The sequence below is a fragment of the Pedobacter sp. MR22-3 genome, from assembly GCF_026240075.1.
In the GTDB taxonomy this organism is placed as follows: domain Bacteria; phylum Bacteroidota; class Bacteroidia; order Sphingobacteriales; family Sphingobacteriaceae; genus Pedobacter.
Genome location: NZ_JAPIVF010000003.1, coordinates 494,106 through 511,904 on the forward strand (window position 1 = coordinate 494,106; position 17,799 = coordinate 511,904).

Genomic DNA, 17,799 nt, shown 5'->3' on the forward strand with positions numbered 1-17,799 from the left:
ATCTTTTAAGGTTAACTGAATTGTGGGGTCACGCCGTTTTTCCAGCAGTTCTGAATGGCTGCGCCTACGCTGACCATGGCGGGTATAAAATCATCCGGGTTTTCGCCAACAAAAAGGGCATCAAGCCGGTTACGCAGTTTATTAAAGTTCTCTTTTAATATTTCGATCAGTTGCCGGTCGTAATCAGTATAATCGCTTAGCGGTTTAAATGCATAGGTATCCTGTAGCGGTGTATTGTTTTTGATCTGTTCAAATTTTTCAAAATGATCAGCGGTTTGTTCCGGGTCATCTGCCGTGTTCTGGAAATTCGCAATCAGCGGATCATTGCCCTGGCTGGCATTTGAACCTTCTCCCTGATCGGTGATCAGATCAATCAGCATGCCCACCTGGTTGAAACCGGCATTTCCGTTTTCGGTGATTGTCATACCTGGCATGAGCCTGTAATAAGCCGAAAAATAGTTTACCTGGTTTACACCGCCCTTAATGCGGTCTTTAAAAAGGCTGGCGCCATAACGCAGTGCACGGTAGAAATCGCCAATATTGGCATATTCCTTTATATTTTGTTTGAGCGATGGCTGGGTCGCAGAATCCCATTCCGGATATTCAATCAGGCACATGGCATTGATCCGGGACATATCCAGCGGACCTATTTCGGCCGTGTAGGGCTGAAAGTTTTGCGTAGGATTTGGTACATCCAGGTTAAAATCAAGATGTGGAATAGTCTGTCCTTCATAAACAGGCATGCTGATTTTAGGACGATAACCATAGGCATTGCCGATATTCGCGACGCATTGTAAATGCAGCATCTCCTGGTGAAGAACAGATTGGATCAGCTGAAACGGTTCTGCGCTCCGGTTCACAACAGAATACATGGCCGACATGTAAAAAGGAATCGTCCACAGCTCCAGGTCTGCGGCGTATTGGATATGTTCATAGAGGTGTTTCAGATTCCAGTGCGGATCTGCTACAGCTAAATTTTCAGTAGACATGGTTGAGGTTTTAAACGGTGAATGGTTATTGAAAACGGGCAACGGTAATGGCAGCTACCACCAGTTCGTCTGCCAGCTGGCTTAAGCCGGTGACATAATGAGGGCGTTCTTCGGGGCCAAACACAAATCCCACAGGCTGATCCTGTTCGTTAGCCAGTAGCAGTAATTCACCATAGCCGATGCCACAGCTCTGCGGATTGCTGTTTCTCCTGGAATCGTTGAAATGTAAAGAGCCTCCCGCATCCGTACTGTCATAAACGGAAATGCGGTAAACCTGTTTGACAAAGCTTTCCGGGTTAAGCACTTCATCAAGTGGTACACGTTCTGGTACGGAAGTAAGCACCATGAAATGGCCGTTAGAATGTCCGGCAGTATAACCAAAGGATACAATATCTCCGGCTTGTGCAGAAGATAGTCCGCTCTGCGATTCACCGGTATAGGTTTTGAGTGGCTGATTCAGTTTTTGAGATTCCTCGTTTTCAGCTTCCTGAATGGTGCTTGCGGATATACAACCCGCAACATAACTCCACCGGCCTGGTAAAAGTACCGGGAAGGCGATCGCGATTTCCAACGCCGTGGGTACAATTCCAGGTGCAGCAAAATGGATCGCATCAAAATCAACCTGTTGATGTAACAGGCTATAGGCATTGTTTTGCGGATCATTACTGCCCACTGCAGTGATGACACGGCAGCCAAACCCCACACAATCCAGTGTGCCGGTAAATGTACCGCCGCCAGCACCTGTAACCGGAGTAAATACCGCATCAGGATATAAGGGTTTCGGCCATACCGGTTCAAAAGCCGCAGGGGTTTCGGTGTAATAATTTTCGCCTGACGAATTGGGACCGGGATTAATGTAATTGGTCAATACAGTAAAGGCTGTGTTGTTGAAACTTACGGTTTCGCCACTCACGGTTACATCCGGAATACTGATATTGCCTTGGGCAACAAGGTAGGGGGTTGACACCGCAAAAGATGCCTCGGCTGTACTGTTGAAAAAATCGGAATTGTAGGCCTCCGGCCCGGCAAAATAATTGATAGGTAACATGTTGTTTGAGATTTGTTAATTTATAATTGAAAGTATTAACAAAAAAATACAAATGCAAATTTTATAGTCACTTAATCGTTCGGGCTGGATTGACCATTTAGGATATCCCTTTTTAGGGGATTGAGCTTAGCTGACTGCTAAAAAGTTAAAGGAAATAAAAATGGGAAGTCACATCTTTTAGCATGTGCTTCCCATTAAGTACTCGGGGCGGGAATCGAACTGTTTCGATAACACGCTGTAGTACAGTATGTTTTTTTATCTTTTGCCGGTGAACGCACGAATTACGCAATATCACAACAACAGATCAAGGATGTCATTACTTACTATTAAGCCTGCAATACTTATATAAATTGATTTCAAAGTACTACAATCCTTATCTGCTCAAAGATACGAATTCCTGGATAATTTCTTTAATGAGACTTATAAACAGGGCGAGTGATAACGTGACATCAGCAAATTTTGAAAGTCACTTGGCCATTAGTATACTTCTATCTTGATCCAAGTGGCTATCCGATTACTCTAATAGACTTTGCTATTTTCCATTAATTCTTATGAGTGAGGATTATATGATCGTTAGGAGAACTGTTTTTTAATATCGTATTTAAAGAAAAATATCAATACGTTAGAATTGTCCCATCGTCGAGAAAGTCGCCTTCGTAAGTTCCACCTTTAATAAACTTTTCCAGGTTGAAATCTTCCCATTCGAAAACCCGACTTTTGGATAATTGAGATAGTTTAAGCGCATCGTAGAATTCATTGGCATTAAGTAATTCGATTGAGATTCCTTTTGCTTCCGATAAAGATGCTGTTGTCTTTGCTCCTTTTCTAAAATCTGATGTAGTAACAAAGATCCCTTTCGTATAATTACCCAGCATTAGAGCACCTGTTAATTCTCTTATTTGGGAAGCTTCGATTTTATTTTTATACTTTTTTACTTGCACTCCTATTAACCTTGATTGTGGGTCGTGCAATATAACGTCAATCCCATAATCATTGCTATAATTAGTGACCACCGTATGATAACCTAAATTTCTGAAAACATCACCCACAACAAGTTCAAATTTTCTTGGCGATATAACATCTACATTTTTAAAACTTAGGGCAAGATAATCTATAAGGTCTGATAGTGGAATGTCAATGTTGATTAAGTCTAACTCTTTTAATGTAGCATAGGCAATATTGCATTCAATCCAGAAACCGGTATGAGAAGAGGCTTGAGTTTGAATATTGTGATACCCCTTCCACCAACCACATTGAGGACAGTGATCAACTTGTAAAATTTCCTTTCCTCTCTTAATTGACTGTTCTGTTAGCTTAACATTACAAAATGAACAAAAGAATTTACTCATTTTTTCTTGATCAGTATAAGAGGATATTTCATTATAGGCCCATATGCTCATAATTTCAATGTCGAACTTGTTGTAAAATACAAAAAAAATCTAGGGCATAGATATATTAAGAATTTAAATGCAATTCGCAAGCATCGATGAAATTTTAGCAATATTTCAGGTAAATAGTATCTGCACCCTAAGTTCAACAAGATATTAAGTACTATTAATTTATACAGATTAACTTATGGTTGCATTTATTTTATCGAAATTTAGTTTGCTAATGGGGGCTGGACCTATCTTAATGTTATAAAGTGTTTTTTGCAGGGCATATACCGATGAATAAATTAGAGGTATCTGCTCGATTCGGGAATCGCTTTTAGTATTTGCAGTGAGGTTCAAATTATCAAACATCACTTCTGCTCTCTTCAGCCATTTCTTTTCGGATGTTGTATCGGCTTGATCCCAGTAAGCTTCAAAGGTTTTGTAACTAATTGTTTGATATTCCTCACCATTTTTCAAAAGCATCAGATCTCCTATTGCTTGCTGCCAATCCCTATATATGAGCCCTAATTTTACGGATACTTCATCAATGACTTTGTCTTTATTATCCTGCAAATCGGCTAATGTAATTGATATGTTTTGCGCTGCGGATGCAAGATCTTTAATAAATTGATCTTTTATAGGGGTATCAGCATCGTTTAGCTGAACGATATTGTGCCTGCTATGTACAGCGTGGACTAAATGGTCAAGTTCTACAGAAAACTTTTCCAAATCTGTTTTCTGCACTGCGTTCGTATCTTTTCCTAAAAGTCTGAAGATCGCTTTAACTATATACATTTCAACTCGTTGACCATCTGCTAAGCTAGACTCAATAGCTTGTATTCGTTCTAATATGAAGTGACTTGTATCTGCCTTTTTCTTAATGACTAAATTAGGTTCTTGGATACGATAGATACGAACCCATCCCAATAATGTACAAAGCCGGAATACAGTACTGCGGTATTTGTAATCGTAAAACTCAATCAAAGGTGTTTGTTTCCACAAATAATGTGACCTTGTACGGAAGATCTCATGCAGCCGATGATTAAAGGAATTTGCGGAAGAAAAAAGATTACGTTTAATTTTTAAAAATAACTCCTGTCCTTTCCGCCTTTTGACTCGATCTTCTACTATCAAGGGGATAAGATAATCCTTGATAAGGAAGCCCAAAAAAACAGTAATTAAAGTCGTGCAAGCTGCGATTAGGGCTGTCTGTATAGGTATTTCATTTAATTGAAATGTAGATTTATGTGCTTCAGAAAGCTTTTTTAAGGAATCGATTTGATGATGTAGATTTTCAAGGGTGTCATGTGCAACATTCATGTGTTCAGATTTTCGGCAAAATAATAATTTCCACGTGATTATATAAGCAGTTTTTCAATGTAAGGATTCACTTAGGATTAATAATCTTGCAGTTTGTTATAGAGCAAGGATTTCCCGGTTGTATTTTTTGCCGAGCCGCTTTTATTATATTTGTGCCCGCATACACGTCGGCCAAATAAATTATGATCCAACAGTTTTCCAATAAGCAGACCAATGCCCTTTTCAGGATGATCCATAATGAGTCCGTTTTTGATCGGGATTTTTACGGAAAGGATAAGGAAGAAAAGCTGTTGACCATGAAAGAGCGTCTACGCTATTGAACGCAACCATGATGCTGTAAAATCGTCACTTAATCTAAAAGGCTTCGGTGCTGCGGTTAAGGAATTTGAATAGCAGGCCAGGCTCGGGAAACAGGAATTTACTATTCCTGTTTCCTATAATGTTTCAGAGAAAGAAACGATGTCGTTTAAGATCAATATCCAAAAGGATCTCAATGGGGATTACCAGATTAAAGAAGCGGTAGCTGTACTAAAGATTGAGGGGCGGCCTAGAGAAGGCGGTACATTAAAACTGGACAGTGCTCTTCAGGACCTGACTGCTGATCATGCTCACCGATTGCTTGCAGGTAAGTCTATAAAGTCAGGAGATACCTGGCTCAGTCTTGATTTCAACGATCGGGACGCAATGGGCAATTGTAAGGTAATGTCGTTTCCGAAAGAATACGGTTTCGATCTTGATAAGCTGTTGAGCGAGATCGAGGCAAAAGAAACCCAGGACCCTGCAGAGCGGTTAAAGCTTATGGCAGCACTTGAAAATGGGAAAACGGTACGTTTAAATTCAGTTGGTGTTAATGGTGGGTTAGAGATTGAGGCCAATCCAAGGCAGCTAAGCGTTTTTAGCGCTCAATACCTTAACGAAAAGAATAGAGAGCGCGAGAGCAAAGTGTCATCAAAAGTAGAGGTTAAGCAGCAGCAGGCTGCCAGAAGTAAAATGAAAATCGTTTGATAAAGTTGAGGATGGAAAATTGTGTAATAGCGGGGGGATCAAGCAATACAGACGTTTCTTACTTTTTTTAAAGAAATACGTAGCGATCCTAAGATCGGGCCATTTCATATTGCGGTTTTCACAGCATTGTATTACGCGTGGCTCAACAAAGGAACAAATAGTTGCGTATTGGTTTTTTCCCATGAGGTAATGCCTATCGCAAAAATCGGAGGACGCTACACCTATCAAAGGACAATAAAGGAACTAGCGGAGTACGGTTATATAAGGTATAGGTCGTCGTTTAACAGATTTCGTGGAAGTAAAATTGAATTTGTATTTTAAGAATTTGAAAGCGGATGGGTGTAGAGATGTAACAAAAGAAGACTTAGAAGAATTTGGAAGAAACCTTCTGAATGAAATCGCCGAATTGCTCAAAGCGCGGCCTTTCGAGAAACAGAATGAGTGGCTAAAGAGTGCGGAAGTGAAAAAAATATTACAAATTTCGTTTAGCTCACTTCAGAATTTGAGGATTAGTGGCAAAATTACGCCTAAAAAAATATTAGGTGTCTATTACTACAATAAGAATGAAATTGAGGCTTTGTTTGATTAAAAATGTGAGGATGAAAAGTGAAGAAAATGCAGGTCTTTTGGCCAGGTACATAGAATTGATGTCAGGGGACCCAAAGATTAAAGCGATCCACATGGCAATAATCATGGCAATATTCCATATTGCAATCGAAACTAGTTGTTTCCGGACAGTACAAATTTCCCGTCGGCAGGTTATGGGTATTTCTCATATTAAAAGTATAGCGACATATCACCGATACCTAAAAGAATTGGTGCTTACAGGTTATTTAAAATATGAGCCGTCTTATCATCCCAAGATTGGCAGTAAGGCAGTCTTATGCTTATAGAATGTGCATTACAATATCCAGGTAACGGTCGATACTCTTTTCTTAAAGTAAAGGCGGTTAGGATCAAACGGGATAGCAACTGGTATGGTTGCTATCCCTTTTTTTTGTTGTCAACGCAATTAAGCATACAAATTTAGACACGAATCCTACCATCAAGAAGCCTTAGCAACTGCGTCGGTGAAATCGAATTCTATTTCGACAGTCTGTTTAGGAGCTAATTTATCATCTAACTCTTGCATATCCTCTCTTGCTTTCGTATCAATAACTTTGGCATAATGCTGTGTTTGTTTTATCCTACTATGCCCTAATAATTTCGAAACGGTTTCGATAGGCACACCATTTGCAAGCGTTATAGTAGTCGCAAACGTATGTCGTGCGATATGGAACGTCAACCTTCGGTTAATGCCGCAAAGCGCAGTAATCTCCTTCAAATACTCATTCATTTTCTGATTTGACGCGACGGGCAGAACAAAACCATTTATTAAGCATTTCGGATGCGTAGCATACTTGTCCAATAGTTCTTCAGCTACGCGCAGGAGTAGTACTTTAATAGGTGCATCGTTCTTTTGTCTGCTCGATAAAATCCATTTATTACCCTCGTCATCAATTTCAATTTGAGAACGCATCAAGTTTTTGATGTCGATGTAAGCCAAACCAGTATAGCAACTGAAAATGAATATATCCCTAACAGCGTTCAACCGATCAGTAAAGAAAACCTTATTCTGTATGGCATAGACCCCGCTGCGCCTGAGCGGAATTACAGGAATGTCCTTGGGACTCGTTTTGAAATCTGCGAATGGATCTGTATATAGCCATCCTTTTTTACGACATTGAATAATAATCGTCTTAAATAAACTCAAGTACTTTACTGCTGTATTGTAAGAATGTTTTTTCTCTGCGCGCAACCAATAATAATACTGTTGTATAAAGTCATAGTTAACATCCCGGAGTTCCATATCGACGCCATCGATATCAATTTCTGTTTTGAACTTAATGTAGTTCTGTAAATGGGTACAGGCCGTATCATAGCGCTGCCATGTTTTTCTTGAAAATTCGACGCCTATTAAACCCTCGATAATTTTGTTATGTTGCTTAAAAATATCCACAACCATTCTTCTTTCTGGACCACTTCCGGTTACAATGCTTATAATACCTAAAGCAGTAATCCGTCTTCCGGTATCAATGAGCAACTTTTTAGCTTCATAAATTTTAGAAGTTAAACTTTCAAGATATTCGTTGAGGCTACGGGCATCTTCTTTATTTCCTGTAGCCCTACCTGCTCGTTGGTTCCATTTATCACAATGCCACCTTCTTTTAATTGATACCTCCTTAGGCTTACCATCTACCGTGATCCTTAAATAAACAAAACGATCTTTTCCCTTCTAATTTTTTGGTTGCTTTAAATAATAAAGCAAGCCAAAGCTTTTCTCCAACATAACTGAATAATTTAAGTTAAACAAATGTCGGATTGAAGCCTTTGCTAAACAAAATGTTCATGCTTTAAAAATATTGATAATCAATTAATTAAGTACTTATCGTGCGTCTTTTATTTTAAAAAAGTGAGACGCACGATTGACGCTAATTAATTTGGAGAATCTTTGTGAAAGTTGGGAGATAGCTATAAACAAAGAAGCCTGCAAATTATTAATTTGCAGGCTTCTATAGTTTTGTAATCTTTGTTTGTACCACGTACGGGAATCGAACCTATTTTTATAACTAACTATATATGTCAGTGTTTTTATATGTTCTAATAAAGCTAAACATCACGGATGACGCTTTATTTACAAACCTTATCCTATTTGGACATCAGTACTCGGGGCGGGAATCGAACCCGCACGCCTTTGAAAGCACAGGATTTTAAGTCCTGCGTGTCTACCAGTTCCACCACCCGAGCAGGCGATTAACCTTTTAAAATAAATGCCTCCTGGTAGGAAGGCATTTAGAGCGAAAGACGAGATTCGAACTCGCGACCCCGACCTTGGCAAGGTCGTGCTCTACCAACTGAGCTACTTTCGCATGATAATACAATCGCTGTATTCCCTTTGGGGTTGCAAATATAGGAATATAAATAGCACATGCAAAAATAATTTATAAAATTTTAATTTCAAGGTTAATTGAGTTTTAAATTGAATTTTCAGATGCTTTCATAAACTGCGGTGAAGATTTTGTAAATCAATAATGCGGAATTTCAGCTATGTTGAAAACCATCAAATTGTTAAACAAAATGCCTGCAATTAATAAGCATTAATGTATAAAGATTTATATATTGAGCACTTTTAAATGAAATCACGCAGATCAGGCATATGCATGCTGTAAGCTACATTTCAGCCCGGTGTTAAATTGTTTATTCTGATTTACGCAATGGGAAAAAATTAGAACCTGATGTTTTGATATGAGAAATAGGTTAATCCAAATGCAAAAATTTAACTTCAATAAGTTTATAGCCGTTACCTTGTCAGTTGTTTTAGTGCTGATTGTCAGCACAAAAAAATCCTTTGCACAGCAAAACCTTAAACTTTGGTACCAGCAGCCGGCTGAAAAATGGGTGGAAGCACTCCCTTTAGGGAACGGTAAACTCGGGGCGATGGTATATGGCAAGGTAGATGAAGAACTACTGCAGTTAAACGAAAGCACCTTATGGAGCGGTGGACCAGTTCCGCAATCCGTTAATCCTGATGCTTTGAAATATCTACCGCAAATCAGGGAAGCTTTGTTACAACACCAGGATTATGGCCTGGCAGATCAGTTGACCAGGAAAATGCAGGGCTATTACTCCCAGTCTTATCTGCCAATGGGAGATGTCATCATTAAACAGGATTTAAAGGGTCAGAAACCAACGGCATACCGGAGAGCATTGAGCCTGGATAGTGCTTTAACCACCACCTTATTTACCGTTAATGGTGTACAATATTCTCGCAGGGCATTCATTTCTGCTCCCGACCAGGTCATGGTAATCAGGCTTCAGGCCAGTAAAAAGGGTGCATTAAATTTCTCTATAGCCGCAAATAGCCTGTTGAAATACCATCAAAATATCGGTGATGGCGGTGAAATGATTGTACAGGGAAAAGCTCCGGCAAATGTATTGCCAGTTTATTATAACCCTGAAAAGGTGGAGCCCATAACCTATAATGATACTTCAGGCTGCAAGGGCATGCGGTTTCAGTTCAGGATAAAAGTGGTTTCTGCTGATGGAAAAATTTTTTCAGGTAAAAATTTAATTGAACTTAAAAATGCTTCGGATGCTACCATCTATATTACGGCAGCAACCAGTTTTAACGGATTTGATAAATGTCCGGACAGTGAAGGCCTTGATGAAAATAAAATTGCCGGGGAAAGACTTCAGGCTGCGGTGAAAAGGACATATACCGATTTAATAAAGCGCCACCACCAAGACTATACGCACTATTTCAATCGGGTATCACTGCAATTGGGTAAGGATAAGAACAAGGTGCAAAGCCAGCTGCCTTCTGATTTAAGGTTAAAAGCCTATTCTTCCGCAACACCAGATCCGGAACTGGAAACTACCTATTTTCAATTCGGAAGGTATCTTTTGATTTCTGCATCACGTCCCGGAGGTCCGCCGGCAAATCTTCAGGGTATCTGGAATAATATGGTGCGGCCGCCATGGAGCTCCAATTACACCATTAACATCAATGCACAAATGAACTACTGGCCTGCAGAGGTTACCAATTTATCCGAAATGCATCTTCCGCTGCTCGATTTTATCGGCAATTTAGCACAAACAGGTAAGTCTACTGCAAGGCAGTTTTATGGCGCGAAGGGATGGGCAGCTAATCACAATTCAGATATCTGGGCATTGAGCAATCCGGTAGGCGATTTTGGTGCCGGAGATCCTTTATGGGCCAACTGGCCGATGGGTGGAAACTGGCTTTGCCAGCACCTGTTTGAACATTATCAATATACGCAGGATAAGGATTTCCTGAAAAAAGCTTATCCCATCATGAAGTCTGCTGCAGCATTCAGCCTCGACTGGCTAGTTCCGACTAAAGACGGCTACCTGGTTACGGCGCCTTCCACCTCACCTGAAAATGCTTTTTATGATCAAAACAGGAAGGCACAGTCCGTATCCATTGCCACTACAATGGATATGTCCATCATTCGCGATCTTTTCAGTAACGTGATCAAATCGGCACAAATCCTAAACACAGACCTGAATTTCCGGGATACATTGCAGGCCAAAATCAAAAAGCTTTACCCATTGCAGATTGGAAAAAATGGGCAATTGCTGGAGTGGTATCAGGACCTTGAAGAAACCGATATCCATCACCGCCATGTATCACACCTTTTTGGTCTTTATCCGGGGAAAGAAATTACGCCGGATCAGCCTGAATTTTTTAAGGCAGCGGCAAAATCGCTATCCATCAGGGGGGATGACGGAACAGGGTGGAGCAGGGGCTGGAAAATTAACTGGTGGGCGAGGTTAAAAGATGGTGATCATGCCTACCTGCTGTTGCGGAAATTATTAAATTATGTGGATGCCAATGAAAAATCAAAAGGAGGTACCTACGCCAATTTCTTTGATGCACATCCGCCATTTCAGATTGACGGGAATTTTGCCGGAACAGCAGGTATTGCAGAGATGCTTTTGCAGAGTTATAATGGCGCTATTGAACTGTTGCCGGCTTTGCCATCGGCCTGGAAAGATGGTATGGTATCTGGCCTAAAGGCAAGAGGTGGTTTTGAGGTGGATATGAAATGGCAGGATGGCCGGTTGCTTTACGGCAAGATTACTGCTGAAAAAGGCGGGGTTTGTGTGGTGAAAGCTGCACATCCCTTCAGGTTAAAACACCTGAAGCTTCCGTCCGAAAAATCTGGAAATGGCTATGAACTTACATTTAGTACAAAACCGGGAAAACGCTATGACATCCTTCCATTAATAAACTAATTTATTAAAAACCAGTTATTGATCAGGCAGGCATTTGCAGAACGAGTCTAAAAGATTAAGTTTTTTGAATTTGCTGGCAAAGTATAGAAGGCTATTTTGCTTTCGGGAACGCGACTTTTATTTTTAAATTATTGATCTGAATACATGTTTTTCAGCTTCACATACTTCCATAAACGCTTGTCCGAACGTGGTATAACAATAGCGGCATTCTTTTAATTCTACATCAGCACCTGAAGAATTGGTCTGGATAAATATTTTATCTTCTTTTTTCAGGCTAAACGGAAACCGGATTTCCTCCAGCAGGCCGAGACCAATCAGGTTGACGATTTCATGCCGCTCCAGTGTACTTACAGGAATTATTCGCGCCTTATGTAAACGATCAGAAAGTACGTTATATCTTCTATGGTGTTGTAAATTGTTTATTTCATATTGAATGGCGGAAATTTCATCGGCGGTTTTCACAGCTGCTGTGCTAATATGCGTGTCATTGATCATCGCAATTTTTGAGAAAAATTCCTGATGTGATTTCAGTCTTTTTTTTAGTTCTTTTACTTTTTGTTCTACCATGTGCCGTATTTTTTCCATCTCTTTATTTAAGTGATGTACTCGCATACTCATTTCCAGGAAAGAAGTTTTTAAAAAGATAAATTCCTTATTTGAAATCTGGTTAATTAAATTATGGAAGATGTAATTGACGTTGTTTAACTTCGAATCTATTCCTTTAGTTGTTGCTGGAGACCACATATTTCCTGAAGGCTCATGCTTTCTAATCCCGCCCGCCTCTAAAAACGAAATGGGCAAATTAAGATCTGGTATATCTGAGATAAACTCCATGGGATTAGCGAGTAATATTACAGCTTTTGATCTGTTACAACATTTGACTAAATGGTAATTTATAAAATTAAATATACCCTAAACAGGAAAATAATGGTTTTATATTTACCTTATGCAAACGATTGTTATATGAGACTTACTTTACTGGAATAATTTGACAACTATAATTTAACTGCTCAAATATAGTCTTAGTAAATTTACAAAATACATGTTGATGGTCAGTATTTGACATTTGTCAAAATGAAAAGATGATATATGAGAAAGTGATGAGATTATCATGATGATCAGTCCGTAAAAATCGGAGATCTGCATGAATATTCATCCTGATCCAGCCCGTGTTTCTGGCTTTTTTTGATTGATCCGAAAACTCAAGTAAACAAAAAAACCTTCCATTGCTGAAAGGTTTCCTGTTTCGATTTTTTTGAAGTACTCGGGGCGGGAATCGAACCCGCACGCCTTTGAAAGCACAGGATTTTAAGTCCTGCGTGTCTACCAGTTCCACCACCCGAGCATTAGTCTATCCGGATCCCCGGTAAGATTAATGTTTTAAAATAAATGCCTCCTGGTAAGAAGGCATTTAGAGCGAAAGACGAGATTCGAACTCGCGACCCCGACCTTGGCAAGGTCGTGCTCTACCAACTGAGCTACTTTCGCATGAAACAAAACTGATATGCCGTTTCGTTTTGGTGATGCAAATATAGACAGATTTATATTTCTGTCAAGGGATTTTTTATTAAAAATTTAATATTTAATTTAAATTGCTGTCTTTCAGTACAAGTAAAATTAAATCATTTTCAAATCCGCGCCCCTGAAGATAGGTCATCAGCTTCATTTTTCTTTTTAAAGGGTGCGATTCGGTTAAGGTATCTGCTTTTCTGATCGCCAGATTTTCTAAAGTCTGCAGGTAATCCTCCTCATCCAAACTATACAGTGCCTTTTGCATGATCTTATCCGGAACGCCTTTCAGTTTTAAGCCCTGTTTAATTTTAAGGCGCCCCCATTTTTTAATGTTAAATTTCCCTGAAGCATACGATTTTGCAAATCTTTCTTCATTCAAAAAATTGTTGACAATCAGTTCTGATAAAATCTCTTCCAGCTCATCCCCACGCATACCCCATTCAACAAGTTTATAACGGACTTCCTTTTGAGAACGTTCCTGGTAAACACAAAAACTTTCTGCTTTGGCCAATGCCTGTTTTTTATCTAATATTGCTGTCTCTTGTTTGCCGCTTTTCATAATTAATTGATGAAATTCGCAAAAAATAATGGCGATTAACGTATTTTTTGAATAATATGATGCATAACCCGATATATACCATTTCCAAAATTGCAGAAATTCTTGGTGCTGAAGCCCGTTTAGGTAATGAAGAACTTAGCATTCAGTACCTGGTGGTGGATAGCCGTTCGGTGATGGTTCCGGAAAATTCCTTGTTTTTTGCTTTATCGGCACACCGGAACGGGCATGAGTTTATTAAAGATGCTTACCAGAAACAGGTCAGGAATTTTGTGGTAACCGAACAGGGGTATATTGCATCATATCCTGATTGTAACTTCATCCTGGTAGAAAATGCTTTGGCTGCACTGCAGTTACTGGCTGTAGCACACCGTCAGCATTTCCATTTAAAAACCATAGGCATCACCGGAAGCAATGGAAAAACAATCGTAAAAGAATGGTTGTATCAGCTTTTGGCTGTTGATTTTAATATCATCCGGAGTCCGAAGAGTTATAATTCGCAAATTGGGGTGCCACTATCTATCTGGCAAATCAATGCCGGCCACCAGTTGGGTATTTTCGAAGCAGGCATCTCTGCTGTGGGTGAAATGGAAACCCTGGCCAAAATTATTCAGCCACAAATCGGGATTTTAACCAATATTGGTGAAGCACATGCGGAAGGCTTTGCTTCAAGAAAAGAAAAGCTGACCGAAAAACTCAAGCTCTTTACAACATGCGAACTACTGATTTACTCACCGGATGACATTGCTGAAATTGATTTGCCGGTATTGCCGGGGCAGAAGAGGTTTAGCTGGAGTGGCATACAAGGTGCTGATCTTCGTATTATCGAGGTAGAACATGGTATATCAGGCAGCCACTTACGGGCAATCTACCAGAATCAGGAAATCAGCTGCAGCTTGCCATTTAAAGATCAGGCATCAATAGAAGATGGCATTATTTGCTGGGCCACTTTACTGGCCATGGGCTATTTACCTGAACAAGCCGGTTCACGATTAGAAAAACTGACGCCGGTAAGCATGCGACTGGAACTGAAAAATGGCATTAACCAGTGTTCCATAATCGATGATTCTTACAGTGCTGATATTTCATCACTAGTTATCGCACTTGATTTCCTGAACCAGCAAAATCAGCACACTAAAAAAACAGTTATCCTTTCCGAGATATTTGAAACCGGTAAAGAAGATTTGGTTTTATACACTGAAATAGCCGGTTTACTGCAACAGAAAAGGATTAACCGCTTCATTGGAATCGGAAAACAGATGGCCGGATATGCGGAACTTTTTCAGTGCGAAACCCACTTTTTTGATGATACCGATGCTTTTTTACAGGCTTTTCCCGGCTTACAGTTTAACCACGAAACCATTTTGGTAAAGGGTGCCCGGCGTTTCGAATTTGGCAGGATCAGTAAGATTTTGACGCAGAAAATACATGATACAGTATTGGAGATAGATCTGAATGCCATGGTGGCGAACCTCCAGTTCTATCGTGCTAAACTTACATCTGGCGTAAAAATAATGGCTATGGTGAAAGCTTTTTCATACGGAAGCGGAAGTTTTGAAATTGCCAATCTCTTGCAGTTTCACAAAGTAGATTATCTGGCGGTGGCTTATGCCGATGAAGGAATTGCCTTAAGGAAAGCGGGCATCACCCTGCCCATCATGGTGATGAGCCCGGAAGAATCTGCTTTTGAAGCCATTATCAAACACCATTTAGAACCCGAAATTTATAGCCTTGGCGTGCTGAATAGTTTTTTAAATGCGCTTCCTGAAGATATTCTGCATTATCCGGTTCACTTAAAAATTGATAGCGGTATGCACCGTTTAGGCTTTGACGAAACAGAAATTGATGATCTGGTGAAGTTGCTTAAAGATAACCTGCTGATTAGGGTGCAAAGTATTTTTTCTCACCTGGTGGCCAGCGGGGAAGCAGCGCATGATGATTTTACCCGTCGGCAAATAAATATCTTTGATCTGGCCGCAAAAAAACTGATCCGTGTTTTAGGTTATCAGCCGCTATTGCACATCGCTAATACTTCAGGCATCAGCAGGTGGCCCGACAGCCAGCTGGACATGGTTCGCTTAGGAATCGGCCTTTATGGATTTGATGCCGGTTTGCAGCAGAATCAGGGTCTGCAAACGGTAATGGTTTTAAAAACGACCATCACCCAGGTCAAAAACATTGCACCCGGCGAAAGTGTGGGCTACAGCAGGAAAGGCTGGATGCCCAAAGGCGGTAAAATAGCAACGGTAAAAATTGGTTATGCAGATGGCTATAGCCGTGCATTTGGAAATGGCGTAGGGAAGATGTTAGTCAACGGACAATTGGTACCCACTATTGGCTCCGTTTGTATGGACATGACCATGCTGGATATCACAGGTTTAGAAGTAAAAGCCGGAGATGAGGCCATTGTTTTTAATCAGGAACATACCATTATGCAACTGGCAAATGATACAGGTACCATTCCATACGAGATTTTAACCAATATTTCTCAGCGTGTTAAACGGGTTTATTTTTATGAATAAATCGGTTCATTTGTCATTAGTCTGGATGCAAATAACCTGGTTCATTTGTCATTGGTTCAATAGTCATTAGTTTGGATGCAGATAACCTGGTTCATTGGTCATTGGTTCATTAGTCATTAGTCTGGATGCAGATAACCTGGTTCATTGGTCATTGGTTCAATAGTCATTAGTCTGGATGCAGATAACCTGGTTCATTTGTCATTGGTTCATTAGTCATTAGTTTGGATGCAGATTATAAACCATGCTAATTATAAACCATGCTAACCAATGAACCAATGACTATTGAACTAATAAACCATTCACTACCGACTATTGAACATTTTTAAATAAATTTGCAGCATGAACAAAATCGGGAAAGCTATTTTAAACTATTTGATCAAAGGTTTATTAATTGTGGTACCCATCGCTGTGAGTATCTTTATTGTGGTCTGGGCAGTTACCACTGTAGATAGCTGGCTGAATGTCAATAATATACTTGGGGTTAATCCGCAGACGGGTGAAAGCAGGAACATCCCTGGTTTAGGCTTGCTAACTGTTTTAACCATTATTCTACTGGCAGGTATTTTTGTAACTAATCTCGTTACCGAGCCGATGTACAATTGGTTCCAGAGGATGATGCAGCGCTTGCCTTTACTTAATTTCATCTACTCTTCCATTAAAGATTTAACTGAAGCGTTTGTGGGTGATGAAAAGAAATTTAATCACCCGGTATTGGTGGAGGTAGAAGGCGGATTGAAAAAGATTGGTTTCCTTACACAGAACGATCTGCATAAACTGAATTTACCTGACGATGTTGCGGTTTATTTTCCTTTGTCGTACTCTTTTGCAGGTCAGCTTTGTATTGTGAAAAGAGAAAAAGTGAAAGATCTGGATATGAGTGCTGCCGATGCGATGAAACTAGTGGTAAGTGGTGGTGTGAGCGGACTCTGAGTATTTAAAAGCGGGATCTACAGGTGGTTGAATGGAGAAATTAAACGCTCAATTAATTGCCATGTTGAATGTCATAACCCATTGGATGCGTTAAAAACTGAACCACTTGGTCTTAATCATTTAAATTAAAAAAGCATTTAAAAAATGTTCCGTGCGAAGGATAGGAAAACCATCAGCAATATAAAAGCATAAAGTATCCTGATATAATATTCCCGGATGAATAATCCCGCCACCATTACTAAATCATCTTCCGTATTGCTGTGGATCAAGCCACTGCCCGAAGCTGAATTATAAATAATCTGCTTATTTTTATGATCATTCACTGACCATCTGCTGAACCAGCTGTTCTGAAAACTCCAGTCAAATTCATCACCACTGGTACAAAATATTCTGGCCTTAAACCCCAGCCAGTCATAGCGGATGACCGCCAGAACTTCATTTTTGTTATTGAGGATTTTCGACTCCGGAGTGGAGTACCCCTCACTTTTTAAAAGGTAAATTCCTGATTGTGTGGTGGCAATGGCAGAGTTTTTTAAAGAAAAGAAATTTAAAGAAAATTTTAATAACATATCTTCAAATACCTGGTAATTACTATCAAGTAAGCCTTTTCTCCAATTCAGTATTTTCTCCATCACAACAAGGTTTTGCTTTAAGACTGCCGAATAAACGAATCGTTACAGAAAAAGTTTGTAAATAAAAAAGTGCCTGTAAAACAAGCACCTTTTTGATAATGATTTGAATTTTC

The 17,799-nt window shown here is 39.8% G+C and carries 15 protein-coding genes, 4 tRNA genes and 1 pseudogene; 7 read left to right on the forward strand and 13 right to left on the reverse strand.

Features of this window, described 5'->3' with window-relative positions; genetic code table 11:
• Positions 1-11: 11 nt before the first annotated feature.
• From OQ267_RS09070 to OQ267_RS09085, 4 genes are all read right to left on the reverse strand, one after another.
• Positions 12-989 (reverse strand): ferritin-like domain-containing protein, encoded by a 978-nt coding sequence (locus OQ267_RS09070; RefSeq protein WP_265835637.1) that lies wholly within the window; start codon positions 987-989, stop codon positions 12-14.
• Between the two features lie 25 nt (positions 990-1,014).
• The gene (locus OQ267_RS09075) at positions 1,015-2,037 is read right to left on the reverse strand and encodes a hypothetical protein (protein WP_265835638.1); all 1,023 of its coding nucleotides are present in this window, start codon (positions 2,035-2,037) and stop codon (positions 1,015-1,017) included.
• A gap of 614 nt (positions 2,038-2,651) precedes the next feature.
• Positions 2,652-3,386, reverse strand: a complete 735-nt coding sequence (locus OQ267_RS09080) for a restriction endonuclease (RefSeq protein WP_265835639.1) — start codon at positions 3,384-3,386, stop codon at positions 2,652-2,654.
• Positions 3,387-3,605: 219 nt separating this feature from the next.
• Positions 3,606-4,730: a hypothetical protein gene (locus OQ267_RS09085; protein WP_265835640.1), complete on the reverse strand. Its 1,125-nt coding sequence runs from the start codon at positions 4,728-4,730 to the stop codon at positions 3,606-3,608.
• 182 nt (positions 4,731-4,912) lie between these two features.
• Here OQ267_RS09085 and OQ267_RS09090 point away from each other — a divergent pair, with 182 nt between their 5' ends.
• From OQ267_RS09090 to OQ267_RS09105, 4 genes are all read left to right on the forward strand, one after another.
• A complete protein-coding gene (locus OQ267_RS09090; protein ID WP_265835641.1) occupies positions 4,913-5,050 on the forward strand; it encodes a hypothetical protein in 138 nt (45 codons plus the stop codon).
• Positions 5,051-5,189: 139 nt separating this feature from the next.
• On the forward strand, positions 5,190-5,735 hold the full coding sequence (locus OQ267_RS09095) for a hypothetical protein (protein ID WP_265835642.1): 546 nt from the start codon (positions 5,190-5,192) through the stop codon (positions 5,733-5,735).
• A 292-nt stretch (positions 5,736-6,027) separates the two neighbouring features.
• A complete protein-coding gene (locus OQ267_RS09100; RefSeq protein WP_265835643.1) occupies positions 6,028-6,324 on the forward strand; it encodes a helix-turn-helix domain-containing protein in 297 nt (98 codons plus the stop codon).
• Between the two features lie 10 nt (positions 6,325-6,334).
• Complete coding sequence (locus tag OQ267_RS09105) at positions 6,335-6,628, forward strand: hypothetical protein (protein ID WP_265835644.1); 294 nt, start codon at positions 6,335-6,337, stop codon at positions 6,626-6,628.
• A gap of 152 nt (positions 6,629-6,780) precedes the next feature.
• Here the strand turns inward: OQ267_RS09105 and OQ267_RS09110 are convergent, their stop codons facing one another.
• The 4 genes and pseudogenes from OQ267_RS09110 to OQ267_RS09120 form a co-directional block, all read right to left on the reverse strand.
• Entirely contained in the window at positions 6,781-7,818 is a 1,038-nt protein-coding gene (locus tag OQ267_RS09110) for a site-specific integrase (RefSeq protein WP_265835645.1), read from the reverse strand.
• Positions 7,819-7,980: pseudogene (locus OQ267_RS22540) on the reverse strand (Arm DNA-binding domain-containing protein); the annotation flags it as partial.
• Positions 7,981-8,438: 458 nt separating this feature from the next.
• A tRNA-Leu gene (locus OQ267_RS09115) sits at positions 8,439-8,522 on the reverse strand.
• A 49-nt stretch (positions 8,523-8,571) separates the two neighbouring features.
• Positions 8,572-8,644: transfer RNA gene (locus OQ267_RS09120), tRNA-Gly, on the reverse strand.
• 397 nt (positions 8,645-9,041) lie between these two features.
• On the opposite strand from OQ267_RS09120, the gene OQ267_RS09125 reads away from it, so the two are divergent.
• Entirely contained in the window at positions 9,042-11,534 is a 2,493-nt protein-coding gene (locus OQ267_RS09125) for a glycoside hydrolase family 95 protein (protein ID WP_265835646.1), read from the forward strand.
• A gap of 123 nt (positions 11,535-11,657) precedes the next feature.
• On the opposite strand, the gene OQ267_RS09130 is transcribed toward OQ267_RS09125, so the two are convergent.
• The 4 genes from OQ267_RS09130 to OQ267_RS09145 form a co-directional block, all read right to left on the reverse strand.
• Entirely contained in the window at positions 11,658-12,368 is a 711-nt protein-coding gene (locus OQ267_RS09130) for a hypothetical protein (RefSeq protein WP_088302847.1), read from the reverse strand.
• Between the two features lie 427 nt (positions 12,369-12,795).
• Positions 12,796-12,879 (reverse strand) — tRNA-Leu (locus OQ267_RS09135).
• A gap of 70 nt (positions 12,880-12,949) precedes the next feature.
• Positions 12,950-13,022, reverse strand: a tRNA-Gly gene (locus OQ267_RS09140).
• A 94-nt stretch (positions 13,023-13,116) separates the two neighbouring features.
• Positions 13,117-13,605 (reverse strand): regulatory protein RecX, encoded by a 489-nt coding sequence (locus OQ267_RS09145; RefSeq protein ID WP_088302848.1) that lies wholly within the window; start codon positions 13,603-13,605, stop codon positions 13,117-13,119.
• A gap of 56 nt (positions 13,606-13,661) precedes the next feature.
• Here OQ267_RS09145 and OQ267_RS09150 point away from each other — a divergent pair, with 56 nt between their 5' ends.
• Together OQ267_RS09150 and OQ267_RS09155 are read left to right on the forward strand one after the other, a co-directional pair.
• Positions 13,662-16,124 (forward strand): bifunctional UDP-N-acetylmuramoyl-tripeptide:D-alanyl-D-alanine ligase/alanine racemase, encoded by a 2,463-nt coding sequence (locus tag OQ267_RS09150; protein WP_322974838.1) that lies wholly within the window; start codon positions 13,662-13,664, stop codon positions 16,122-16,124.
• A gap of 339 nt (positions 16,125-16,463) precedes the next feature.
• The gene (locus tag OQ267_RS09155) at positions 16,464-17,054 is read left to right on the forward strand and encodes a DUF502 domain-containing protein (protein ID WP_088302849.1); all 591 of its coding nucleotides are present in this window, start codon (positions 16,464-16,466) and stop codon (positions 17,052-17,054) included.
• 137 nt (positions 17,055-17,191) lie between these two features.
• Here the strand turns inward: OQ267_RS09155 and OQ267_RS09160 are convergent, their stop codons facing one another.
• Positions 17,192-17,686 (reverse strand): hypothetical protein, encoded by a 495-nt coding sequence (locus tag OQ267_RS09160; RefSeq protein ID WP_088302850.1) that lies wholly within the window; start codon positions 17,684-17,686, stop codon positions 17,192-17,194.
• Positions 17,687-17,799: the final 113 nt, after the last annotated feature.